Annotated in this window: 19 protein-coding genes, 2 tRNA genes and 2 rRNA genes; 13 read left to right on the top strand and 10 right to left on the bottom strand. The window is 57.9% G+C overall.

The window, feature by feature from the left end; translation table 11 throughout:
- Nucleotides 1-7: 7 nt before the first annotated feature.
- Complete coding sequence (gene trpE, locus C4J88_RS24470) at nt 8-1,489, top strand: anthranilate synthase component I (RefSeq protein WP_124408325.1); 1,482 nt, start codon at nt 8-10, stop codon at nt 1,487-1,489.
- A 130-nt stretch (nt 1,490-1,619) separates the two neighbouring features.
- On the opposite strand, the gene estP is transcribed toward trpE, so the two are convergent.
- Entirely contained in the window at nt 1,620-3,542 is a 1,923-nt protein-coding gene (gene estP, locus C4J88_RS24465; RefSeq protein ID WP_124408324.1) for an esterase EstP, read from the bottom strand.
- A 424-nt stretch (nt 3,543-3,966) separates the two neighbouring features.
- Here estP and C4J88_RS24460 point away from each other — a divergent pair, with 424 nt between their 5' ends.
- From C4J88_RS24460 to C4J88_RS24445, 4 genes are all read left to right on the top strand, one after another.
- Nucleotides 3,967-4,560: an aminodeoxychorismate/anthranilate synthase component II gene (locus C4J88_RS24460; protein ID WP_124364632.1), complete on the top strand. Its 594-nt coding sequence runs from the start codon at nt 3,967-3,969 to the stop codon at nt 4,558-4,560.
- A gap of 9 nt (nt 4,561-4,569) precedes the next feature.
- The gene (gene trpD / locus C4J88_RS24455) at nt 4,570-5,619 is read left to right on the top strand and encodes an anthranilate phosphoribosyltransferase (protein ID WP_057723690.1); all 1,050 of its coding nucleotides are present in this window, start codon (nt 4,570-4,572) and stop codon (nt 5,617-5,619) included.
- Nucleotides 5,616-6,452 carry an indole-3-glycerol phosphate synthase TrpC gene (trpC, locus tag C4J88_RS24450; RefSeq protein WP_124408323.1) on the top strand — a complete coding sequence of 279 codons (837 nt, stop codon included), beginning with the start codon at nt 5,616-5,618 and terminating at the stop codon, nt 6,450-6,452. Before trpD ends, trpC begins: the two co-directional genes overlap by 4 nt.
- Before the next feature lie 159 nt (nt 6,453-6,611).
- Nucleotides 6,612-7,307: a lipoate--protein ligase family protein gene (locus tag C4J88_RS24445; protein WP_124408322.1), complete on the top strand. Its 696-nt coding sequence runs from the start codon at nt 6,612-6,614 to the stop codon at nt 7,305-7,307.
- Here C4J88_RS24445 and crp read toward each other — a convergent pair.
- Entirely contained in the window at nt 7,304-7,948 is a 645-nt protein-coding gene (crp, locus tag C4J88_RS24440; RefSeq protein ID WP_124364629.1) for a cAMP-activated global transcriptional regulator CRP, read from the bottom strand. The genes C4J88_RS24445 and crp overlap by 4 nt on opposite strands.
- Nucleotides 7,949-8,193: 245 nt before the next feature.
- On the opposite strand from crp, the gene C4J88_RS24435 reads away from it, so the two are divergent.
- On the top strand, nt 8,194-8,616 hold the full coding sequence (locus C4J88_RS24435) for an OsmC family protein (protein ID WP_124364628.1): 423 nt from the start codon (nt 8,194-8,196) through the stop codon (nt 8,614-8,616).
- Nucleotides 8,617-8,757: 141 nt separating this feature from the next.
- On the opposite strand, the gene coq7 is transcribed toward C4J88_RS24435, so the two are convergent.
- From coq7 to hemJ, 6 genes are all read right to left on the bottom strand, one after another.
- Entirely contained in the window at nt 8,758-9,405 is a 648-nt protein-coding gene (gene coq7 / locus C4J88_RS24430; protein WP_124408321.1) for a 2-polyprenyl-3-methyl-6-methoxy-1,4-benzoquinone monooxygenase, read from the bottom strand.
- Between the two features lie 85 nt (nt 9,406-9,490).
- Entirely contained in the window at nt 9,491-9,829 is a 339-nt protein-coding gene (locus tag C4J88_RS24425; RefSeq protein WP_124364626.1) for a histidine triad nucleotide-binding protein, read from the bottom strand.
- A 45-nt stretch (nt 9,830-9,874) separates the two neighbouring features.
- Nucleotides 9,875-10,663 carry an SDR family oxidoreductase gene (locus C4J88_RS24420; protein ID WP_124408320.1) on the bottom strand — a complete coding sequence of 263 codons (789 nt, stop codon included), beginning with the start codon at nt 10,661-10,663 and terminating at the stop codon, nt 9,875-9,877.
- Between the two features lie 62 nt (nt 10,664-10,725).
- The gene (locus C4J88_RS24415) at nt 10,726-11,688 is read right to left on the bottom strand and encodes a DUF805 domain-containing protein (protein ID WP_124408319.1); all 963 of its coding nucleotides are present in this window, start codon (nt 11,686-11,688) and stop codon (nt 10,726-10,728) included.
- Between the two features lie 69 nt (nt 11,689-11,757).
- Nucleotides 11,758-12,720 carry a nitronate monooxygenase family protein gene (locus C4J88_RS24410; protein WP_124408318.1) on the bottom strand — a complete coding sequence of 321 codons (963 nt, stop codon included), beginning with the start codon at nt 12,718-12,720 and terminating at the stop codon, nt 11,758-11,760.
- A 24-nt stretch (nt 12,721-12,744) separates the two neighbouring features.
- Nucleotides 12,745-13,173, bottom strand: a complete 429-nt coding sequence (gene hemJ / locus C4J88_RS24405; RefSeq protein WP_124368536.1) for a protoporphyrinogen oxidase HemJ — start codon at nt 13,171-13,173, stop codon at nt 12,745-12,747.
- Between the two features lie 135 nt (nt 13,174-13,308).
- On the opposite strand from hemJ, the gene argC reads away from it, so the two are divergent.
- Nucleotides 13,309-14,343 carry an N-acetyl-gamma-glutamyl-phosphate reductase gene (gene argC, locus C4J88_RS24400; protein ID WP_010206935.1) on the top strand — a complete coding sequence of 345 codons (1,035 nt, stop codon included), beginning with the start codon at nt 13,309-13,311 and terminating at the stop codon, nt 14,341-14,343.
- Nucleotides 14,344-14,508: 165 nt separating this feature from the next.
- Nucleotides 14,509-14,859 (top strand): iron-sulfur cluster insertion protein ErpA, encoded by a 351-nt coding sequence (gene erpA / locus C4J88_RS24395; RefSeq protein ID WP_003176443.1) that lies wholly within the window; start codon nt 14,509-14,511, stop codon nt 14,857-14,859.
- A 75-nt stretch (nt 14,860-14,934) separates the two neighbouring features.
- On the opposite strand, the gene C4J88_RS24390 is transcribed toward erpA, so the two are convergent.
- Together C4J88_RS24390 and C4J88_RS24385 are read right to left on the bottom strand one after the other, a co-directional pair.
- Nucleotides 14,935-16,026: an anhydro-N-acetylmuramic acid kinase gene (locus tag C4J88_RS24390; RefSeq protein ID WP_124408317.1), complete on the bottom strand. Its 1,092-nt coding sequence runs from the start codon at nt 16,024-16,026 to the stop codon at nt 14,935-14,937.
- 3 nt (nt 16,027-16,029) lie between these two features.
- Nucleotides 16,030-17,442, bottom strand: coding sequence for a peptidoglycan DD-metalloendopeptidase family protein (locus tag C4J88_RS24385; RefSeq protein ID WP_124408316.1), 1,413 nt, complete (start codon nt 17,440-17,442; stop codon nt 16,030-16,032).
- A gap of 208 nt (nt 17,443-17,650) precedes the next feature.
- On the opposite strand from C4J88_RS24385, the gene tyrS reads away from it, so the two are divergent.
- The 5 genes from tyrS (at nt 17,651) to C4J88_RS24350 (ending at nt 24,369) form a co-directional block, all read left to right on the top strand.
- Entirely contained in the window at nt 17,651-18,850 is a 1,200-nt protein-coding gene (gene tyrS, locus C4J88_RS24375) for a tyrosine--tRNA ligase (RefSeq protein WP_124408315.1), read from the top strand.
- Between the two features lie 497 nt (nt 18,851-19,347).
- Nucleotides 19,348-20,884: ribosomal RNA gene (locus C4J88_RS24365) — 16S ribosomal RNA — on the top strand.
- Between the two features lie 161 nt (nt 20,885-21,045).
- Nucleotides 21,046-21,122: transfer RNA gene (locus C4J88_RS24360), tRNA-Ile, on the top strand.
- Between the two features lie 30 nt (nt 21,123-21,152).
- Nucleotides 21,153-21,228, top strand: a tRNA-Ala gene (locus C4J88_RS24355).
- A gap of 249 nt (nt 21,229-21,477) precedes the next feature.
- A 23S ribosomal RNA gene (locus tag C4J88_RS24350) occupies nt 21,478-24,369 on the top strand.
- The 16S and 23S rRNA genes sit together here with 2 tRNA genes alongside, the layout of an rRNA operon.
- Nucleotides 24,370-24,403: the final 34 nt, after the last annotated feature.

The raw sequence follows: 24,403 nt of genomic DNA, 5'->3' as shown, positions 1-24,403 counted from the left end.
GCACCTGATGATCCGCGAAGAATTCCTGCGTTTGGCCGCTGCCGGCTATAACCGTATCCCCATGGCCTGCGAAACCCTGGCCGACTTCGACACGCCGCTGTCGATCTACCTGAAACTGGCCGACGAGCCGAACTCTTATCTGCTGGAATCGGTACAGGGCGGCGAGAAGTGGGGCCGTTATTCGATCATCGGCCTGCCGTGCCGCACGGTACTGCGCGTGCATGACCATCATGTGAGCATCACCCATGATGGCCTCGAGATCGAAAGCCATGACGTAGAAGATCCGCTGGCCTTCGTCGAAGCCTTCAAGGCGCGCTACAACGTGCCGACCATTCCCGGCCTGCCGCGTTTCAACGGCGGTCTGGTGGGGTATTTCGGTTATGACTGCGTGCGCTACGTGGAGCAGCGTTTGGGTAAATGCCCGAACCCGGACCCGCTCGGCGTGCCGGACATCTTGCTGATGGTCTCCGACGCGGTGGTGGTGTTCGACAACCTTGCCGGCAAGATGCACGCGATAGTGCTGGCCGACCCTGCCCAGGCGGATGCCTTCGAGCAAGGCCAGGCCAGCCTCGAAGCGCTGCTGGAAAAACTGCGCCAGCCGATCACCCCGCGCCGTGGCCTGGACCTCAGCCGTCCGCCCGCCGCCGACCCGGTATTTCGCTCCAGCTTTACCCAGGCGGACTACGAGCGGGCAGTCGATACCATCAAGGAATACATCCTCGCCGGTGACTGCATGCAGGTGGTGCCCTCGCAACGGATGTCCATCGACTTCAAGGCCGCGCCGATCGACCTGTATCGAGCGCTGCGTTGCTTCAACCCGACGCCGTATATGTACTTCTTCAATTTCGGTGACTTCCACGTGGTGGGCAGCTCGCCGGAGGTGCTGGTGCGCGTTGAAGACAACCTGATCACCGTGCGCCCGATCGCCGGCACGCGCCCGCGAGGCGCCACCGAAGAAGCGGATCTGGCGCTGGAAGAGGACCTGTTGAGCGACGACAAGGAAATCGCCGAGCACCTGATGCTGATCGATCTGGGGCGTAATGACACCGGGCGGGTCTCGGAAATCGGCTCGGTGAAGTTGACCGAGAAGATGGTCATCGAGCGGTATTCCAATGTGATGCATATCGTGTCCAACGTCACCGGTGAGCTGAAGGCCGGCCTGACCGCGATGGACGCACTGCGTGCGATTCTGCCGGCCGGTACCTTGTCGGGCGCACCAAAGATTCGCGCGATGGAAATCATCGACGAACTGGAGCCGGTCAAGCGTGGCGTCTACGGCGGCGCCGTGGGGTACTTCGCCTGGAACGGCAACATGGACACGGCGATTGCGATCCGTACGGCGGTGATCAAGGACGGCGAACTGCATGTGCAGGCCGGTGGCGGCATCGTGGCTGACTCGGTGCCGGCCCTTGAATGGGAGGAAACCCTGAACAAGCGCCGGGCGATGTTCCGTGCGGTGGCGTTGGCTGAGCAAACGCCGCAGGGTTGAAGGCTGGCGCCGATCAAAATGTGGGAGGGGGCTTGCTCCCGATAGCAGTGTGTCAGCCAGCACATCATGGACTGACAGACCGCTATCGGGGGCAAGCCCCCTCCCACATTAAGCCTTCATTGTCCTGCTGTTAGAAATCCAGACTCACCCCGACACTGACCCCTTGCTGAGTCAAACTGTCATCCTTCCTCACGTTATACGCCGCTCGTAACGCCAGTTCCTGCGTCAGCCTGTGGCTGACCCCCAGGCTCAAGCGATCCGAATTGCTGCGCGGCGTATACCCGTCCAGCTTGAAGTCGATCTCCTGCACGCTGTTGAGCGAAATATTCACCTTCTGGGTGTCATTTTCGAACTCGTGCTCGTGGGCCACTTCGCCAAACACCTGGGTGTGCGGTGTGATGCGGTAGCTGCCCTGCAGCCCGACGCCCAGGCGCTTGGAGTCGCGCTGCTGGTCATCGAAGGTCAGGGCGGTGGAGCGGCTGTCTTTTTCCGAGTAGCCGTTCACTTCGACCCGCGCGTAATCGGCGCTGATAAAGGGCGACAGGTGCCAGTCACTGTCCGGCGCGGCGATGTCATAACCCACGCGACCGCTCAGGGCCCATAGCCAGCCATCGGTGTCACCCTTTTCCGCCCCCTCGCTGACGCCCAGGGCGAACTTGCGCTTGAGGCTGTCGAAGTCCAGCTTGCCGCCGGTCAAGGCGGCGTCGGCCCACCAGTGATTCTGTTGATACTGGGCGAATGCAGTGCCCATGTAGCTGTTGAGCTTGTAATCCGAGTCGCTGGCGCCGGCTTCCAGTGTCTGGCGGTACAGGCCTGCGGCTACGCCCACGCGCCAGGCCTCGTTGAGTCGGTAGCTGCCACCGATGTTGAGGTTATAGCCACTGCCATCGCCGCTGGCCGAGCTGCTCTGGTCATCGAAATCCAGACGCTGGCCACCGCCCGCCACGATCGCGCGCCATTGGCCCACGGCTTGCCATTGGCCGGTGTCTGCCTGCCATTGATTGCGCAACTCATCTTGATGGGCGCGCAATGTGCCTTGGGCCATTTCCGGCAGCAAGGTCAGCTCCCAGGGCGCAGCGAGCAGGGAATAGGCGTAGTCGGCAATCAGCTGTTGCCCGGCGACGGTAGGATGGACCGAGTCGTTGTAGATCAGCTTGGTCGGGTCCGGATTGGTGCCGCCGATGCCGTAGACCGGGTTGGCGGTGCAGCTGTTTCCACTGAAGCAGGTACCGGTCAAGTTTTGCCCGGTGGCGAGGCCGAAGCGGGCCGGATCGGCGAAGGCTTCGTTCAACAACAACGGAATGTTCAGCGGGATCACCTGCGCATCGATCTGCGACAGGCGCTGTACCAGAGACTGGTTGAAAATAGTGCTCAGGGCCGACGTTGCTGCCTGCTGCGGGGTGCCATTGATGGCCGGCGTCAGTCCGAGGTCGGGCAGCATCCATACCATGATGTAACGCGCGCCGGCGTGTTGCAGGGCCTGGGCACTATCCGCCAGTCGCCCGCCGGCGGCGACCGCTTGAGCGGGGCTGAGTACGCGACCCTGGAGGAAGTCATTGCCGCCACCGGACAGAAAGTACAGCGCATTTGGATCGGCCAGCCCGCCGTTGGCCGGCAGGTAACCCTGTCGACTGCGCAGCACCGTGCCGCCCCCTGCATTGCCGGGGGGGATCGCAGCGTTGGAGACCGAGGTAATGGAGTCGAGGATATTGTCGGTACGGTAGCCGCCGACCGCCCAGTTGTTGCCGTCCGGCAAGCCCTGGGCCGCGCGCACCGGTGAGGTGGAGGCATTCAGGTCGTTTGGTGCCACACCCAGTTTTGCGCCGAGCAAGGTCGAAGAAACGAGACCGTAATCCCCTTGGAACGTCGGCCCGGTGCGGTTGGTAAAGCGCAACGTCGATCCGGCGCTGCCGTCGGGGAACTGACCGGCATCAGCCAGGCTGTCGCCGAACACCACCATGGTTGAGTAGGGTGACGGTGCCGCATAGGCCTGCGCGCAAGCCAGGGAAAGCAGGCCGGCAGCCAGGGGCGCGAAGAACGGAGCTCTGAGCATGGAAAATTCCATTGAGTTGTTTTTATGTCTGAATCGAAACACTAGCAAAGTATTGAGCGTTTTCTATAGCGCAAAACCGAATTTTCCTACGGGCATCCCATCGAGCATAAGCCCGTATTTGCTGCTCCATATTGCACCGCTGGCGAGGCTACGTTACTGTGCCTGAACGTATGAATGAGACCCTCCCCGTGTTGATCATCAGCAAACTCTTGATGCGAGTAGTCAAGGCACACGCCCGTTGGCGTTGGCGCACCTGACATTTTTCCCTGCCGGCCTGGCCGGATCTGTACCGATTTGCCTTCTTTACCTTTTGTCTGACGCCCCTTGCCGTTCACCCCGGCAACCGGAACGTGCGTCTGGCAGCGGGCCACACGCTTGGAAGGCGGTCATTTGAAATCAGTGAATTCAAGAGGTTTGAACCCACATGTTGCTGATGATTGATAACTACGATTCCTTTACCTACAACGTTGTGCAGTACCTGGGCGAGCTGGGTGCCGAGGTCAAGGTCGTGCGCAACGACGAACTGACCGTCGCCGAGATCGCCGCACTGAATCCGGAACGCATCGTGGTTTCGCCTGGCCCGTGCACACCGAACGAAGCGGGCATCTCCCTGGAAGCCATTCAGTATTTTGCCGGCAAGCTGCCAATTCTTGGCGTGTGCCTGGGCCATCAGTCCATTGGCCAGGCGTTTGGCGGCGACGTGGTGCGCGCGCGCCAGGTGATGCACGGCAAGACCAGCCCGGTATTCCACAAGGATCTGGGCGTGTTCCACGGCTTGAACCTGCCCGTGACCGTGACCCGTTATCACTCGTTGGTGGTCAAGCGCGACACCCTGCCCGAGTGCCTGGAACTGACGGCCTGGACCCAGCTGGAAGACGGCTCGGTCGACGAGATCATGGGCCTGCGCCACAAGACACTGAATATCGAAGGGGTGCAGTTTCACCCTGAATCGATCCTGACCGAGCAGGGCTACGAGCTGTTCGCCAATTTTCTCAAGCAGAGCGGCGGCACGCGCTAAGGACTTTCCATGGATATCAAGACTGCCCTGGGCCGTATCGTCGGTCACCTGGATCTGAGCACCGCTGAAATGAGCGATGTGATGCGCGAGATCATGACCGGCCAGTGCTCCGACGCACAGATCGGCGCCTTTATGATGGCCATGCGCATGAAGAGCGAAAGCATCGACGAAATCGTCGGTGCCGTATCGGTGATGCGTGAACTGGCGGACAAGGTCGAACTCAAGACCCTCGACGGCGTGGTCGATGTGGTCGGCACCGGCGGGGACGGTGCGAACATCTTCAACGTATCGACGGCGTCCTCGTTCGTGGTCGCGGCAGCGGGTTGCACCGTGGCCAAGCACGGCAACCGCGCGGTGTCCGGCAAAAGTGGCAGCGCGGACCTGCTGGAAGCGGCCGGCATCTACCTGAACCTGACGCCGGTACAGGTGGCACGCTGCATCGACAGCGTCGGCATCGGCTTCATGTTCGCCCAATCCCACCACGGCGCGATGAAACACGCGGCTGGCCCGCGCAAGGACCTCGGCCTGCGTACCCTGTTCAATATGCTCGGCCCGCTTACGAATCCGGCCGGTGTGAAGCATCAAGTCGTCGGTGTATTCAGCCAGGCTTTGTGCCGGCCATTGGCCGAAGTGCTGCAGCGCCTGGGCAGCAAGCATGTGCTGGTGGTGCATTCCAAAGATGGCCTGGACGAATTCAGCCTGGCGGCGCCAACCTTCGTGGCGGAGTTGAAAAACGACCAGGTTACAGAATATTGGGTCGAGCCTGAGGACCTGGGCATGAAGAGCCAGAGCCTGCATGGCCTGGCGGTGGAAAGCCCGGCGGCGTCGCTGGAATTGATTCGTGATGCCTTGGGGCGACGCAAGACCGAAAACGGTCAAAAAGCTGCGGAAATGATTGTGCTCAATGCTGGCGCGGCACTTTACGCAGCCGACCATGCCTATAGTCTTAAGGAAGGTGTCGCCTTGGCCCACGATGCGCTGCACACCGGTCTGGCTCGCGAGAAACTTGAAGAACTCGGAGCATTCACCGCCGTATTCAAGATGGAGAATGAAGCATGAGTGTTCCGACCGTTCTGGAAAAAATCCTGGCGCGCAAGGCTGAAGAAGTCGCCGAGCGCCGTGCCCGTGTGAGCCTGGCCGAGCTGGAAACCCTGGCAAAAGCTGCTGATGCGCCACGAGGGTTTGCCAGGGCCTTGCTCGAACAGGCCAAGAAGAAGCAGCCGGCGGTGATCGCCGAGATCAAGAAGGCCTCACCGAGCAAAGGCGTGATCCGCGAGCACTTCGTGCCACAGGAAATCGCCGTCAGCTATGAAAAGGGTGGGGCGACGTGCCTGTCCGTACTGACCGATGTTGATTTCTTCCAGGGTTCTGATCTGTTCCTGCAGCAGGCGCGCGCCGCGTGCACATTGCCGGTGATCCGCAAGGATTTCATGGTTGATCCCTACCAGATCGTCGAAGCGCGCGCCCTGGGCGCCGACTGTGTGCTGCTGATCGTTTCCGCACTGGATGACGTGAAGATGGCCGAGCTGGCAGCGGTAGCCAAAAGTGTGGGCCTGGATGTATTGGTCGAAGTGCACGACGGCGACGAGTTGGAGCGTGCACTGAAGACCCTCGACACACCGCTGGTGGGGGTCAACAACCGTAACCTGCACACCTTCGATGTCAGCCTGGAAACCACCCTCGACCTGCTGCCGCGTATTCCCCGTGACCGCTTGGTGATCACCGAGAGCGGCATCGTCAACCGCGCCGATGTGGAGCTGATGGAGATCAGCGAAGTGTATTCGTTCCTGGTCGGCGAGACGTTCATGCGCGCCGAGAACCCAGGGGCGGAACTGCAGCGTCTGTTCTTTCCGGAGCGGGGTGTGTCTGTCAGCGGTTCGACCCTGGATTGATTCCAGCGCAGTCGATTATGTGAAATGCAGTAAAAATGTGGGAGGGGGCTTGCTCCCGATAGCGGTGTACCAGTTGTGAATCAGTCAACTGAACCACCGCTATCGGGAGCAAGCCCCCTCCCACATTGGTCTTGTGCTTATTCAGGTAGGTCAATGTTGATGACTAAGCTGGTTTCGATGACTGTGCAAGCAGGCCTTGCCGCCGAGCAGGACTTGCTGGCCGCCGTCTGCGCAGGTGAGCGGGAATACGGGTTGTTGTTCTGGCAGCCCAACGATCAAGCCTTGGTCATGCCGCGCCGTTTGAGTCGATTGCCGGCTTTTGAAGCGGCCAGCCGAGTCTCGGCAGAGGCCGGTTGGCCGGTGTTGTTGCGCGAAACCGGCGGTGAGCCGGTGCCGCAGTCGGCCGCCACGGTCAATATCGCCTTGGTCTATGCGCCGCCGCGCAGTGAGGGGGATCAAGGGCGCATCGAAACCGGCTACCAGCGCCTGTGCCAGCCGATCTGCGATGTGCTGCTTGAATTGGGCGGCGAGGCGTCTATTGGCGAAATTGACGGCGCGTTCTGCGACGGTCGTTACAACGTCAATCTCAGCGGCCGGAAAATGGTCGGTACGGCCCAACGCTGGCGGCAGAGCGGTGGTCGCCCAGTGGGGTTGGTGCACGGTGCTTTATTGCTGGATAACGATCGCGATGAGTTGGTTGCGGCGGTCAATCGTTTCAATCAAGCCTGTGGCCTGGAACAGCGGGTGCGTGCCGAGAGCCATATTGCGCTGCATGAAGTGTTTCCCGTGCCGGACATGCTCAGCCGGCTCGACACCTTGTACCGTCAGATGTTGGCAGGCTTGCTGCCAGGTTAACGGGTTCCGAACACCACCATCGTCTTGCCTTTGACATGCACCAGATTGCGCTCTTCCAGATCCTTGAGCACACGCCCCACCATTTCCCGCGAACAGCCCACGATGCGCCCGATTTCCTGGCGCGTGACTTTGATCTGCATCCCGTCGGGGTGGGTCATGGCGTCTGGCTGCTTGCACAGCTCCAGCAGGCAGCGAGCGACACGCCCGGTCACGTCGAAGAACGCCAGATCGCCGACCTTGCGCGTGGTATCGCGCAGACGTTGGGCGATCTGCCCGCTCAGGGCATACAGAATGTCGGGATCATGTTGGGCCAGTTCGCGAAATTTCGTATAGCTGATCTCAGCCACCTCGCACTCCACCTTGGTGCGCACCCAAGCGCTGCGCTGTTGCTCCTTGCCGGCCTGCTCGAACAGCCCCAGCTCGCCGAAAAAATCCCCGGTGTTGAGGTAGGCGATGATCATTTCGCGACCGTCTTCGTCCTCGATCAGGATGGTGACCGAGCCCTTGATAATGAAGAACAGCGTTTCGGAGCGCTCGCCCGCGCAGATGATGTTGTGCTTGGCCGGATGACGCCGGCGCTGGCAATGCATCAGCAGCTTGTCGAGGTTCTTGATCTTGGGTGTGGGAGTAAGAGCAACCATGGTTGTATCCCGAAAAACTGCACGATGTGGTTGGATTTGTTTTTATCAGCGCGACCGGCATTGATATGCGCTGTACAAACGATGGCAATGCGCCATTGATTTGGCGCCAGCTTACCAGACACATTCTGACTCGATTAGCGTATTTCACCGGCAAACGCTGTTATTGATCGTTTTCCTGCAGGGCGCTGCCGCTGCGGGGCCCTGTGCTAAGCTGGCGACCCTTTTTTAGCAGTGGAGTCTGGGCGATGAAGGCACGCATCCAATGGGCGGGCGAAGCCATGTTCCTCGGTGAATCGGGCAGTGGCCATGTGGTGGTGATGGACGGCCCGCCGGAAGCCGGTGGCCGCAACCTGGGTGTACGCCCGATGGAAATGTTGCTGCTGGGTGTCGGCGGTTGCAGCAATTTCGACGTGGTCAGTATCCTGAAAAAATCCCGTCAGGCCGTGGAAAGCTGCGAAGCCTTTCTGGAGGCCGAACGCGCAACCGAAGATCCCAAGGTGTTTACCAAGATCCATATGCATTTTGTGGTCAAGGGGCGCGCGCTGAAGGAAGCGCAGGTCAAGCGTGCCATCGAGCTGTCGGCAGAGAAGTACTGCTCGGCGTCGATCATGCTGGGCGCGGCCGGTGTGGCCATTACCCATGATTACGAAATCGTCGAGTTGGGTTGATCGTTCCCACGCTCTGCGTGGGAATGCATCTCGTGACGCTCCGCGTCACCCTTGCGCAGGTGCCGGATTTTGCGCTGAAAGCGGGACGCGGAGCGTCCTGGGTGGCATTCCCACGCGGAGCGTGGGAATGATCTTCATGCTTCAGATTCTGTAGGTGCTCTTGGTCATGACTTTGGCCAGCATGCTCATGCCGAATCTCACCGGCGCAGGAAAGCGGAAGCCGCCGGCATCCAGTGCGCTTTCAGCGTGGTGCTCTTCATCGATGCGCATCTGCTCAAGAATGGCCCGGGACTTTTCGTCCTCGGCCGGCAGTTGTTCAAGGTGTTCGTCCAGGTGCTTGCAGACCTGGCGTTCGGTGGCTGCGACAAAACCGAGGCTGACCTTGTCACTGATCAGGCCGGCAGCGGCGCCGATACCGAACGACAAACCATAGAACAGCGGGTTCAGCACGCTGGGATGACTTCCCAGCTGGCGAATGCGTTGTTCGCACCACGCCAGGTGGTCGATCTCTTCCTCGGCCGCGTGCTCCATCGCTGCACGTACCTGCGGTAACTTGGCGGTCAGGGCCTGGCCCTGGTACAACGCCTGGGCACAGACTTCACCGGTATGGTTGATGCGCATCAGGCCGGCCACATGGCGGGTCTCGGTCTCGCTCATCTGTGCGTCCGGCTGCACGATGGCGGGTGACGCGCGGTACGGTTGGCCGCTGAACGGCAGCAGCGTTCGCATGGCCGTGTCGGCTTGCAGCAACAGACGGTCAATCGGCGAGTAGTGACGTTGGGTAGTCATGCTGACCTCCGGGAAGAATCTCGGCGGCCAGTTTACCGCAAGAGAGGGCGGCGCGTTTGCGCTGAGTCAATTTGCCCCTGCGCACTCAGCCCGGTGGCCAGTTCATCTGGCGCTGACCCAGCACATGCATATGAATGTGGTAAACGGTCTGCCCGCCGTCTTCGTTGCAGTTCATCACCACGCGGAAGCCTTTTTCGCAGCCTAGTTCCACCGCCAGGCGCTGGGCGGTGAACAGGATATGACCGGCCAGGGCTTTGTCGTCTTCGGTCAGGTCATTGAGGGTGCGAATGGGTTTTTTCGGGATAACCAGAAAATGGACCGGCGCCTGTGGGGCGATGTCGTGGAAAGCCAGGACCTGGTCATCTTCATAGATGATGTTCGCGGGTATTTCCCGGTTGATGATCTTGGTGAACAGAGTATCCACAGCTGTTTCTCCAGGGTGAAAGTGAAGGTGAGTGTACTCAAGCGGTCAACGCGGGCAATAGGCCTTGTTGATGGCGCCGGCAATTTTGCGGGTCAGCCAGCGCGGGCTCAGGCGCGGGCTGAATGCCAGCCAGCGGTTGCGCCGGCCGGGGATGATGATGGCCTTGTTCTTTTCCAGCGCACGCACGGTATAGAGCGCAACTTCTTCGGGGCTCATCAACTGTTGGCTGCGGTCGAGCTTTGCGGTGTCCATTTGCGCGGTACCGAAGAAGGCGGTGCGCGTAGGGCCTGGGCACAGCACCGAGACCTTGATGCCACAGGTCTTCAGTTCCTCGCGCAAGCCTTCGGAAAAATGCAGCACATAGGCTTTGCTTGCGTAGTAGCTGCTCATCCACGGGCCTGGCTGGAAGGCGGCGACCGAGGCCACGTTGAGAATCTGCCCGCCGCCGTGCAATGCCATGGCATTGCCCAACGCATGGCACATGCGGGTCAGGGCGAGGACGTTGACTTCGATCAGGTCCTGCTCGGTCATCCAGTCCTGGGCCAGGAACGGCCCGCTGGTGCCGATACCGGCGCAGTTGACCAGCAGGTCGATCTGCCGCTCACCTTCTTCGAGTTCCAGCAAAAAACCCGACAACCGCAGCGGCTCGCCAAGGTCACAGGCGCGAAACAGCACCTCGACGCCGAAACGCTGAGTCAATTCGATCGCAATGCTTTCCAACTGATCACGTTGGCGGGCCACCAGAATCAAGCTGCGGCCACGTCGGGCCAGGGCTTCGGCCAAAGCCAGGCCGATACCGCTGGAGGCACCGGTGATCAGAGCGTAACGGGTCATGCCTTTCTCCATCGCAACGCCGCCGGCCTGTGACAGAGGCATCACAGGCGGCGGGCGTTTCTTCACTGTTCTGGAGAGTCTACAGGTTCGGCCGCGTCGTCAGCACTTTGCGCGGCGTCTTCATCACCGATGACGCTTTGGTCGGCATCTTCATCGGTGCTTAGGGAGCTGCTTTCATAGCTGCTGCCCATGTTGGCTTCGAGTTGGTCCAGGTAGCCGTTCATGCCCAGGGTGACCGCGACGATGAGCATCAACGGGATAAACGCCAGCCACAACGAAGCCAGGATTTTAACCGCTGTGGAGTTGCGCGGTGGTGGCGCACCGTACTGGTTGGCGCCAGTGTTACCCGGCAGTACCAGCAGCAGCAGAGGGAACACGCTGTTCACCAGCGGAACCAGGTTCAGCAAGTACAGCCAGCCAGACCAGCCCAGGTCGTGCAGGCGCTGCACGCCGATTTGCACGCTTACCACGACGAGCGCAACGAACAGTGCAAAGCCCAGCAGCGAACCGAGAATGATCGCGATCGTTGGCGAGGCGGTGGCCACCGCGAAACCCACGGTGCTGATGATGCCTGCAGCCACAAGCATCGCGACGGTCAGTGCCAGCGTCCAGGCGAGATAGCGCAGGCGACCGATACGCCCGTGGATAGTGAAGACCTTGAGCGTGGCGTACTCGGGCAAGTTATCACCGACCGCAGCGCGTGGCGGTGCGTAAGGCGATGCGGCGGCGTGCGAGAAGTCCGAGGCCGATGCGCCTGTCTCGTGGGTTTCGGCAAGGCTGAAAGCCACGGGTTGTTCGGCTTCGATACGTGCCTCGATCCCGGCGTTTTGCAAGGCGGTGAGGTAGGTGTCGGCATCGGCGCGGGACAGATCGCGCTTGAGCGCGACCGGGCGGCCGGTGAAAAGCTTTTCGATCGCTTCGACATCGCTCTTGAACAGCTCGGCGAGGTTCAGTTTGGCGGTGGTGCTTTCGACACCCGGGCGCAAGGCTCCGTCGAACACAATCTTGAAACGGCTGTCGCTCATGCGGGCATCCTTGTCACTTGATCAGGGGAGGGTATGCAGGCTGCCCAATTGGCAGGCCTGGTATTTGGTTCAACGTGGCCAGCGCAATTGTGCCGCGCTTTCGCGTGCCTGGCGGTATTGCGCATCCAGTCGCGCGACGAGTTCATCCACGCTCGGCAAATCATTGATCTCACCGACGCCTTGGCCGGCAGACCATACAGTCTTCCATGCTTTGGCCTCATCGCTCAACGGTTTGAGTTTGGAGCCGAGGTTGACCTCACCTTTGCCTTGAAGGGCAGCGAGATCAAAACCGGCGTTTTCCAGGCTCTGGCGCATAAAGCTTGCAGGTACGCCGGAAACAGCCGGAGTGTGCACGATGTCGGCGGCGCGCGCTGTGAGCAGCATCTCTTTATACGCATCCGGGGCATGGCTTTCGGTGGTGCCGATAAAGCGCGTGCCGAAATACGCCAGGTCTGCGCCAAGCACTTGGGCGGCGAGAATCTCCCGACCGTGATTGAGACAGCCGGCCAGCAACAGGGTTTTGTCGAAGAACTGGCGTATTTCGGCAATCAGCGCGAACGGGCTCCAGGTGCCGGCGTGACCGCCCGCGCCGGCGGCGACCGCGATCAGGCCGTCGACGCCCGCTTCAGCGGCTTTTTCGGCATGGCGACGAGTAGTTACGTCATGAAACACCAGGCCGCCGTAGCTGTGCACGGCATCGACCAGTTCCTTCACCGCACCGAGGCTGGTGATAACGATGGGCACTTTGTGCTCGACGCAGATCGCCAGGTCGGCCGCCAGTCGTGGGTTACTGTTGTGCACGATCAGGTTGACGGCATAGGGCGCCGGGTTATCCAACAGCGCCAGGCCGGCTTCGATTTCCTCCAGCCAGGCCTTGAAACCGCTGCTTTCGCGTTGATTGAGCGCCGGGAAACTGCCGACGACCCCGTTGCGGCAGCAGGCCAGCACCAGTTGCGGGTTGGAAATCAGGAACATCGGCGCAGCCACCACAGGCAGGCGCAAACGTTGTTCAAGCAGGGCGGGCAGCGACATTGGAGGTTCCCCGGGTAATTGACATTAAAACGGTTTGACCACGACCAGAATTACGACCGCCAGCAATATCAGAACGGGCACTTCATTGAACCAGCGATAAAAGACATGGCTGCGGGTGTTTTCGCCACGGGCGAAGCGTTTTACCTGCGCTCCACACATGTGGTGGTAGCCGATCAGCAGGACGACCAGGGTGAGTTTGGCGTGGATCCACGCGCCCGATTGGAAAATACCGGGGTTGAGCACCAGCAACCAGATGCCGAAGACCAGCGTGGCAACCATCGCCGGGCCCATGATGCCCCGGTACAGCTTGCGCTCCATGACGCTGAAGCGCTCCTTGCTGACGGTGTCTTCACTTTGGGCGTGGTAGACAAACAGGCGTGGCAGGTAGAACAGCCCGGCAAACCAGCAGACGATGCTGACGATATGGAAGGCTTTGACCCATAGATAGAGCATTTTCAGTAATTCCCAGGTTCACGGTAGCGAAGATAGTAGTAGCTCATGCGCCCGTACGTCACGTTGGCGGTTGTCGCAGGGCGATACGGCCCCTATTATCGACGGCTTTCCAGTGGGTTCGTTGAGGGCAGGTTTATGGTCAAGGTCGGTATCGTCGGCGGCACGGGTTACACCGGTGTCGAATTGCTGCGTCTGTTGGCTCAGCATCCGCAGGCTGAGGTGGTGGTCATCACTTCACGCTCCGAGGCTGGCCTGGCCGTGGCCGATATGTACCCCAACCTGCGAGGCCACTACGACGGCTTGGCCTTCAGTGTGCCGGACATCAAGACGTTGGGCGCCTGTGATGTGGTGTTCTTCGCCACGCCTCACGGGGTTGCGCACGCATTGGCCGGCGAGCTATTGGCGGCGGGCACCAAGGTTATCGATCTGTCGGCGGACTTCCGCTTGCAAGATGCCGATGAGTGGGCCAAGTGGTACGGCCAGCCCCACGGCGCGCCAGAGTTACTGGAGGAGGCGGTGTACGGCTTGCCGGAAGTCAATCGTGAGCAGATCAAGCAGGCCCGCCTGATCGCGGTGCCGGGTTGCTATCCGACTGCGACCCAGCTGGGTTTCCTGCCGCTGCTGGAAGCCGGCTTGGCGGATGCCTCGCGTCTGATCGCGGACTGCAAGTCGGGCGTCAGCGGTGCTGGTCGTGGGGCCGCAGTGGGCTCGCTGTACTCCGAGACGTCGGAAAGCATGAAGGCCTATGCGGTCAAAGGGCATCGTCACCTGCCTGAAATCCGCCAGGGGTTGCGCCGTGCTGCGGGTAAGGATGTGGGCCTGACCTTCGTACCGCATCTGACGCCGATGATCCGTGGGATCCACTCCACGTTATACGCGACCGTTGTCGATCGCTCGGTAGACCTGCAGGCATTGTTCGAAAAGCGTTATGCCAACGAACCGTTCGTCGATGTGATGCCGGCGGGCAGCCATCCGGAAACCCGTAGCGTGCGGGGCGCCAACGTGTGCCGGATTGCGGTGCATCGTCCGCAGGATGGCGACCTGGTGGTGGTGCTGTCGGTGATCGATAACCTGGTCAAGGGCGCATCGGGCCAGGCGGTGCAGAACATGAACATCCTGTTTGGTCTGGATGAGAAGTTGGGCTTGTCCCATGCGGGCATGTTGCCTTAAGGCGTTCGCTCTGATGCGCAAAAGGCTCGTAAGTCGGGCCTTTTGCATTTTTACGGGGTGCAACGCAGATTGATATACCGTAACAATAGTTGACCGCTTTTCTAGGAGAAGCGGATAATACCGGCCATTACGCATATGGCGGCGCTACGCCGGGAGATTATCAGCATGAGCGTTGAATCCTTCACCCCCACGGCTTTGCAATTCACCCACGGTGCTGCGCACAAGGTGAAGAGCCTGGTCGATGAAGAGGGTAATGATCGCTTGAAGCTGCGCGTATTCGTTACGGGCGGCGGTTGTTCAGGGTTTCAGTACGGTTTTACCTTCGATGAAGATGTGGCCGATGACGACACCATCGTTGAGCGCGAGGGCGTGAGCCTGGTCGTTGATCCGATGAGCTTCCAGTACTTGGCGGGTGCTGAAGTGGATTACCAGGAAGGGCTCGAGGGGTCGCGTTTCGTGATCAAGAACCCTAATGCTACGACGACCTGTGGTTGCGGGTCGTCGTTCTCGATCTGATCGAAGCCTGATTTGCACGCATAAAAAAACGCCGCTTGGCTTTGATCGGCCAAGCGGCGTTTTGCTGCCTGGCGATCAGGCCGGGTAGATCGCGCCCAGCACGCGCAGCCCGCGAGCACCCGTGACGCTAGGGCGGTTCGCGGCGATGCCTTCCAGGCAGCAATGGGCCAGCCAGGCGAAGGCCATGGCTTCCACCCAGTCGGGGTCTACGCCATAGAGCGCGGTACTACTGACCTGTGTGGACGGTAGCAGCGCGGCCAATCGATTCATCAGCGTTCCGTTGTGGGCGCCGCCGCCGCATATCAACAGGGTTTCTGTCTGAGGTTGGGCGCTTTGCAGAGATTCGACGATGGTCAGGCTGGTCAGCTCCAGCAAGGTGGCTTGCACGTCCTCGGGAAGAAACGCTGGCAGCCCGTCGAGATGTTGCTGCAGCCAACGCAGGTTGAAAACTTCCCGGCCGGTACTTTTCGGGCCTTTGGTCGCGAAAAAAGGGTCGCTGAGCAGCGTGTTGAGTAACTGCGGCTGAACCTTGCCGCTGGCTGCCCATTGCCCGTTACGATCAAAGTGTTCGCCACGTTGATGATGAATCCACGCGTCCAGCAAGACATTACCCGGGCCGCAGTCGAAGCCCGATACCGGCCTGCCGGTTTCTATCAGGCTCAGGTTGCTGAAACCGCCGACATTCAACACCGCACGCTTGCCGGTACTTTCACCGAACAGCGCCTCGTGGAAGGCAGGTACCAAGGGTGCGCCCTGACCGCCTGCGGCAACGTCGCGGCTGCGGAAGTCACTGACCACCGTGATGCCAGTCAGCTCGGTGAGCAACGCAGGATTGCCGATCTGTACCGTAAAACCTCGGGAAGGTTCATGGCGGATGGTCTGCCCGTGGCTGCCAATCGCACGGATGTCCTGGGGTGTGAGGTTTTGCTGGTCCAGCAAAGTGTGGATGCCTTGAGCGGCGAGTGTCACCCAGGATTGCTGGGCGATTGCCGAACGGGCGATCTCATCCGGGCCGCTGGCGCACAGGCTTAGCAGCTCGGCGCGCAGAGGGGCAGGCATGGGGATGTAATGGGTAGCGATCAGACTGATCGCCGAATCTTGTTCGATAAGGGCGATATCCAGGCCATCGAGGCTGGTCCCGGACATCACACCGATATAACGCGACATGCCTTAACGCTTCGCCGAAGCCAGCAGGGTGGAGCGCTCCTGATCCATACGGGCCATCAGTGGCTGGCTTTGTTGCATGAAGCGCGCGCGTTCTGCCTTGGCGATCGGGTCGGCCATTGGCAGTTTCTGACCCAATGGATCTACGTGTACCCCGTTGACCTGGAATTCATAATGCAAGTGCGGCCCGGTGGACAGGCCGGTCGTGCCGATGTAACCGATCACTTGCCCCTGCTTCACGTTGCCACCGGTTTTGACGCCCTTGGCAAACCCTTGCATGTGGCCATACAGCGTACGGTAGGTGTTGCCGTGCTGGATGATCACCGTGTTGCCGTAACCACCGCGACGCCCGGCCAACAGAACCTTACCGTCGCCAGCTGCCTTGATTGGCGTGCCACGGGGAGCGGCATAGTCGACACCTTTGTGAGCGCGGATTTTGTTCAGAATTGGATGCTTGCGACCCATGGAGAAACGCGAGCTAATACGAGCGAAGTCCACCGGTGTACGGATGAACGCCTTGCGCATGCTGTTGCCATCTGCGGTGTAGTAACTGGTATTGCCCTGTTTGTTGGTATAGCGCACTGCGGTGTAGGTTTTGCCGCGGTTGGTGAAGCGCGCAGACAGGATGTTGCCAGTGCCGACCACTTTGCCGTTGGCAACTTTCTGTTCGTAGATCACATCGAATTCGTCACCCTGGCGAATGTCCTGGGCGAAGTCGATGTCGTAGCCAAATACGCTGGCCATGTCCATGGTCATGCTGTGGGACAGGCCCGCCCGGGCGGCGGATTGCGACAGCGAGCTATTGATCACGCCGTGTACGTAGGCAGAGCGCATGACCGGTTTGGTGGTAATGCGATTGAAGGCAAAACCCTTTGCGCCTTTGCTCAGGCTGATGCTTTCCAGGTCATTGATATTGGTGTGCAGGTTGTTCAACTGGCCATCGGGCGTCAGTTCGAACTCAAGCTTCTGCCCATGTTTGAGCTGGGTGAATTGCTTGGCTTGCTTATCGGTGGCCAGGACGTCATTGACGGTGGCGGCAGGCAATCCGACCTTTTCGAACAGCGTTGACAGTGTGTCGCCTTTACTCACGATCACTTCGCGGTGCTGAGGACTCTTGGCTGCAACTGCTGCGGGCTTTTCCTGGGTGGCTTCCTGAGTCTCTTCGGGCGTGTTTTCAATCTGTGCGAACGGAGGCTCAGCAGGGGTATTTGTGGCTTGTTGAGCGTCGGAAGCGTCTTGATCTTGTGTCAGTTGCTCAACAGGGCTTTCCAGGTCGAGGCTTAGGGATGTTCGTTTGGCTTCTACGTCACTGGAAGGGAATACCAGGAGTGCCAGGCTGAGAAGGGCGGCGATACCACTTGCGGCGAGCAGGTGGGTCTTCGGGTAAAGCGGCGGCGCTTTAGACGGTTCAGTGGTCATAGGTATTTTGACTTTGAAGATGAAATGGAAAAGATGAATGACATGATGAAGATGAAATAACTGTATAAAATATAACCAAATCATCTGTGGCGCAAGCTCGCGAACGCTGGGCTTGCGCAATGGTGTCCGTGCGCAGGGCAAAACTTGTAATTAGTCCCTGATCTTGTATGGTTGGTTCCCTTTTGAATCTGAGCCTTGCGGGTCTGTTATGAAGTCGGTTGAAGAGCAGCTAGCGCTGATAAAACGTGGTGCGGAAGAACTGTTGGTCGAAGCTGAGCTGGTCGAAAAGCTCAAGCGTGGCCAGCCCCTGCGTATTAAGGCCGGCTTTGACCCAACCGCGCCGGATCTGCACCTTGGCCATACCGTGCTTATTAATAAGCTGCGTCAGTTTCAGGAGCTGGGTCATCAAGTCATCTTCCTTATCGGTGACTTCACCGGGATGATCGGCGACCCGAGCGGCAAGAGCGCAACGCGTCCGCCGCTGACTCGCGAGCAAGTGCTCGACAATGCCGAGACCTACAAGACTCAGGTATTCAAAATCCTTGATCCGGCCAAAACCGAGGTGGCATTCAACTCCACCTGGATGGACCAGATGGGGCCGGCGGACTTCATCCGCCTGACGTCGCAATACACCGTCGCTCGCATGCTCGAGCGCGATGACTTCGACAAGCGCTATTCCACCAATCAGCCGATCGCTATCCATGAGTTTCTTTACCCGTTGGTCCAGGGGTATGACTCGGTGGCGTTGCGTGCGGATATCGAGCTGGGCGGGACGGATCAGAAGTTCAACCTGTTGATGGGGCGTGAGCTGCAGCGTGCCTATGGGCAGGAAGCTCAGTGCATTTTGACCATGCCGTTGCTGGAGGGGTTGGACGGCGTCAAGAAGATGTCCAAGTCGCTGGGCAACTATGTCGGCATCCAGGAAGCGCCGGGCGTGATGTACGGCAAGCTGGTTTCCATTCCGGATTCGTTGATGTGGCGTTACTTCGAGTTGCTGAGCTTCCGCTCGATGGATGAGATCAATGCGTTGCGTGCTGATGTGGAGGCAGGTGCAAACCCGCGTGATGTGAAGATCAAGCTGGCCGAAGAGATCGTGGCGCGCTTTCATGGTGAAGAGGCTGCGGCCAATGCTCACCGTGCGGCGGGCAATCGCATGAAGGATGGCGAGTTGCCGGACGATCTGCCGGAGATCGAGTTGACGGCGGCCGAGGCAATGCCTATCGCAGCTGTCCTTAATAAGGCGGGCCTGGTGAAGAACTCAGCGGTTGCCCGTGACCTTCTCGGTTCGGGCGGTGTGCGTATAGATGGTGAGGTGGTTGATCGCACCTTTATATACGAGCTGGGCGCGACTCACGTTTGCCAGGCGGGAAAGAAGGCATTTGCGCGTATCACGCTCAAATCCGAATAAGTCGTTAATTAGGGCTTGACGGCGAATTATATCGCTCTATAATTCGCCCCACTTCCGGCGCAGTCGAAACGGAAAACTCCTTGGTAAACAATGAGTTAAGTAGGTTTCGATAGCAGGTTGCTTCAGTCCATCGAAGCCAAAAGGAAGTTGAAAAAGAGGTGTTGACAGCAGTGTGTAACGCTGTAGAATTCGCCTCCCGCTTACGAGAGATCGCAAGCGCAAGTGGTTGAAGTTGTTGAAGAAATCTTCGAGAACTTCTGAAAATAACCGCTTGACAGCAAATGAGGCTGCTGTAGAATGCGCGCCTCGGTTGAGACGAATAGCTCTTAACCAACCGCTCTTTAACAACTGAATCAAGCAATTCGTGTGGGTGCTTGTGGAGTCAGACTGATAGTCAACAAGATTATCAGCATCACAAGTTACTCCGCGAGAAATCAAAGATGTAACCAACGATTGCTGAGCCAAGTTTAGGGTTTCTTAAAAACCCAAAGATGTTTGAACTGAAGAGTTTGATCATGGCTCAGATTGAACGCTGGCGGCAGGCCTAACACATGCAAGTCGAGCGGTAGAGAGAAGCTTGCTTCTCTTGAGAGCGGCGGACGGGTGAGTAATGCCTAGGAATCTGCCTGGTAGTGGGGGATAACGTTCGGAAACGGACGCTAATACCGCATACGTCCTACGGGAGAAAGCAGGGGACCTTCGGGCCTTGCGCTATCAGATGAGCCTAGGTCGGATTAGCTAGTTGGTGAGGTAATGGCTCACCAAGGCGACGATCCGTAACTGGTCTGAGAGGATGATCAGTCACACTGGAACTGAGACACGGTCCAGACTCCTACGGGAGGCAGCAGTGGGGAATATTGGACAATGGGCGAAAGCCTGATCCAGCCATGCCGCGTGTGTGAAGAAGGTCTTCGGATTGTAAAGCACTTTAAGTTGGGAGGAAGGGCAGTTACCTAATACGTGATTGTTTTGACGTTACCGACAGAATAAGCACCGGCTAACTCTGTGCCAGCAGCCGCGGTAATACAGAGGGTGCAAGCGTTAATCGGAATTACTGGGCGTAAAGCGCGCGTAGGTGGTTTGTTAAGTTGGATGTGAAATCCCCGGGCTCAACCTGGGAACTGCATTCAAAACTGACTGACTAGAGTGTGGTAGAGGGTGGTGGAATTTCCTGTGTAGCGGTGAAATGCGTAGATATAGGAAGGAACACCAGTGGCGAAGGCGACCACCTGGACCAACACTGACACTGAGGTGCGAAAGCGTGGGGAGCAAACAGGATTAGATACCCTGGTAGTCCACGCCGTAAACGATGTCAACTAGCCGTTGGGAGCCTTGAGCTCTTAGTGGCGCAGCTAACGCATTAAGTTGACCGCCTGGGGAGTACGGCCGCAAGGTTAAAACTCAAATGAATTGACGGGGGCCCGCACAAGCGGTGGAGCATGTGGTTTAATTCGAAGCAACGCGAAGAACCTTACCAGGCCTTGACATCCAATGAACTTTCCAGAGATGGATTGGTGCCTTCGGGAACATTGAGACAGGTGCTGCATGGCTGTCGTCAGCTCGTGTCGTGAGATGTTGGGTTAAGTCCCGTAACGAGCGCAACCCTTGTCCTTAGTTACCAGCACGTCATGGTGGGCACTCTAAGGAGACTGCCGGTGACAAACCGGAGGAAGGTGGGGATGACGTCAAGTCATCATGGCCCTTACGGCCTGGGCTACACACGTGCTACAATGGTCGGTACAGAGGGTTGCCAAGCCGCGAGGTGGAGCTAATCCCAGAAAACCGATCGTAGTCCGGATCGCAGTCTGCAACTCGACTGCGTGAAGTCGGAATCGCTAGTAATCGCGAATCAGAATGTCGCGGTGAATACGTTCCCGGGCCTTGTACACACCGCCCGTCACACCATGGGAGTGGGTTGCACCAGAAGTAGCTAGTCTAACCTTCGGGAGGACGGTTACCACGGTGTGATTCATGACTGGGGTGAAGTCGTAACAAGGTAGCCGTAGGGGAACCTGCGGCTGGATCACCTCCTTAATCGACGGCATCAGCTGCTTCATGAGCTCCCACACGAATTGCTTGATTCATTGAAGAAGACGAAAAGAAGCAGCCCAAAGTGTTGTAGCTTAGTTGGTTAGAGCGCACCCCATGCTTTGTGGTAAAGAGCAGGGTGAGGTCGGCCTTAGCAGCTCGAAATTGGGTCTGTAGCTCAGTTGGTTAGAGCGCACCCCTGATAAGGGTGAGGTCGGCAGTTCGAATCTGCCCAGACCCACCAATTTTGTGTGGGAAACGCCTGTAGAAATACGGGGCCATAGCTCAGCTGGGAGAGCGCCTGCCTTGCACGCAGGAGGTCAACGGTTCGATCCCGTTTGGCTCCACCACTACTGCTTCTGTTTGTAGAAAGCTTAGAAATGAGCATTCCATCGTTGTGATGGTGAATGTTGATTTCTAGTCTTTGACTAGTTCGTTCTTTAAAAATTTGGGTATGTGATAGAAAGATAGACTGGACGTTACTTTCACTGGTAACGGCTCAGGCTAAGGTAAAATTTGTGAGTCGCTCTTAATTGAGTATGATCGAATTTTCGGCGAATGTTGTCTTCACAGTATAACCAGATTGCTTGGGGTTATATGGTCAAGTGAAGAAGCGCATACGGTGGATGCCTTGGCAGTCAGAGGCGATGAAAGACGTGGTAGCCTGCGAAAAGCTTCGGGGAGTCGGCAAACAGACTTTGATCCGGAGATGTCTGAATGGGGGAACCCAGCCATCATAAGATGGTTACCTTACACTGAATACATAGGTGTATGGAGCGAACCAGGGGAACTGAAACATCTAAGTACCCTGAGGAAAAGAAATCAACCGAGATTCCCTTAGTAGTGGCGAGCGAACGGGGACTAGCCCTTAAGTGGCTTTGAGATTAGCGGAACGCTCTGGAAAGTGCGGCCATAGTGGGTGATAGCCCTGTACGCGAAAATCTCTTAGTCATGAAATCGAGTAGGACGGAGCACGAGAAACTTTGTCTGAATATGGGGGGACCATCCTCCAAGGCTAAATACTACTGACTGACCGATAGTGAACTAGTACCGTGAGGGAAAGGCGAAAAGAACCCCGGAGAGGGGAGTGAAATAGATCCTGAAACCGTATGCGTACAAGCAGTGGGAGCCTACTTTGTTGGGTGACTGCGTACCTTTTGTATAATGGGTCAGCGACTTATTTTCAGTGGCGAGCTTAACCGAATAGGGGAGGCGTAGCGAAAGCGAGTCTTAATAGGGCGTCTAGTCGCTGGGAATAGACCCGAAACCGGGCGATCTATCCATGGGCAGGTTGAAGGTTGGGTAACACTAACTGGAGGACCGAACCGACTACCGTTGAAAAGTTAGCGGATGACCTGTGGATCGGAGTGAAAGGCTAATCAAGCTCGGAGATAGCTGGTTCTCCTCGAAAGCTATTTAGGTAGCGCCTCATGTATCACTGTAGGGGGTAGAGCACTGTTTCGGCTAGGGGGTCATCCCGACTTACCAAACCGATGCAAACTCCGAATACCTACAAGTGCCGAGCATGGGAGACACACGGCGGGTGCTAACGTCCGTCGTGAAAAGGGAAACAACCCAGACCGTCAGCTAAGGTCCCAAAGTTATGGTTAAGTGGGAAACGATGTGGGAAGGCTTAGACAGCTAGGAGGTTGGCTTAGAAGCAGCCACCCTTTAAAGAAAGCGTAATAGCTCACTAGTCGAGTCGGCCTGCGCGGAAGATGTAACGGGGCTCAAACCATACACCGAAGCTACGGGTATCACGTAAGTGATGCGGTAGAGGAGCGTTCTGTAAGCCTGTGAAGGTGAGTTGAGAAGCTTGCTGGAGGTATCAGAAGTGCGAATGCTGACATGAGTAACGACAATGGGTGTGAAAAACACCCACGCCGAAAGACCAAGGTTTCCTGCGCAACGTTAATCGACGCAGGGTTAGTCGGTCCCTAAGGCGAGGCTGAAAAGCGTAGTCGATGGAAAACAGGTTAATATTCCTGTACTTCTGGTTATTGCGATGGAGGGACGGAGAAGGCTAGGCCAGCTTGGCGTTGGTTGTCCAAGTTTAAGGTGGTAGGCTGGAATCTTAGGTAAATCCGGGATTCTAAGGCCGAGAGCTGATGACGAGTTGTCTTTTAGACGACGAAGTGGTTGATGCCATGCTTCCAAGAAAAGCTTCTAAGCTTCAGGTAACCAGGAACCGTACCCCAAACCGACACAGGTGGTTGGGTAGAGAATACCAAGGCGCTTGAGAGAACTCGGGTGAAGGAACTAGGCAAAATGGCACCGTAACTTCGGGAGAAGGTGCGCCGGTGAGGGTGAAGGACTTGCTCCGTAAGCTCATGCCGGTCGAAGATACCAGGCCGCTGCGACTGTTTATTAAAAACACAGCACTCTGCAAACACGAAAGTGGACGTATAGGGTGTGACGCCTGCCCGGTGCCGGAAGGTTAATTGATGGGGTTAGCTAACGCGAAGCTCTTGATCGAAGCCCCGGTAAACGGCGGCCGTAACTATAACGGTCCTAAGGTAGCGAAATTCCTTGTCGGGTAAGTTCCGACCTGCACGAATGGCGTAACGATGGCGGCGCTGTCTCCACCCGAGACTCAGTGAAATTGAAATCGCTGTGAAGATGCAGTGTATCCGCGGCTAGACGGAAAGACCCCGTGAACCTTTACTATAGCTTTGCACTGGACTTTGAATTTGCTTGTGTAGGATAGGTGGGAGGCTTTGAAGCGTGGACGCCAGTTCGCGTGGAGCCAACCTTGAAATACCACCCTGGCAACTTTGAGGTTCTAACTCAGGTCCGTTATCCGGATCGAGGACAGTGTATGGTGGGTAGTTTGACTGGGGCGGTCTCCTCCTAAAGAGTAACGGAGGAGTACGAAGGTGCGCTCAGACCGGTCGGAAATCGGTCGTAGAGTATAAAGGCAAAAGCGCGCTTGACTGCGAGACAGACACGTCGAGCAGGTACGAAAGTAGGTCTTAGTGATCCGGTGGTTCTGTATGGAAGGGCCATCGCTCAACGGATAAAAGGTACTCCGGGGATAACAGGCTGATACCGCCCAAGAGTTCATATCGACGGCGGTGTTTGGCACCTCGATGTCGGCTCATCACATCCTGGGGCTGAAGCCGGTCCCAAGGGTATGGCTGTTCGCCATTTAAAGTGGTACGCGAGCTGGGTTTAGAACGTCGTGAGACAGTTCGGTCCCTATCTGCCGTGGACGTTTGAGATTTGAGAGGGGCTGCTCCTAGTACGAGAGGACCGGAGTGGACGAACCTCTGGTGTTCCGGTTGTCACGCCAGTGGCATTGCCGGGTAGCTATGTTCGGAATAGATAACCGCTGAAAGCATCTAAGCGGGAAACTAGCCTCAAGATGAGATCTCACTGGGACCTTGAGTCCCCTGAAGGGCCGTCGAAGACTACGACGTTGATAGGTTGGGTGTGTAAGCGCTGTGAGGCGTTGAGCTAACCAATACTAATTGCCCGTGAGGCTTGACCATATAACACCCAAGCAATTTGACTACTCGAGAGAGC

The organism is Pseudomonas sp. R4-39-08 (assembly GCF_003852275.1).
GTDB lineage: Bacteria > Pseudomonadota > Gammaproteobacteria > Pseudomonadales > Pseudomonadaceae > Aquipseudomonas.
Note: the sequence above shows the minus strand (reverse complement) of the source record. Positions and strands in the feature narration are given on the sequence as shown.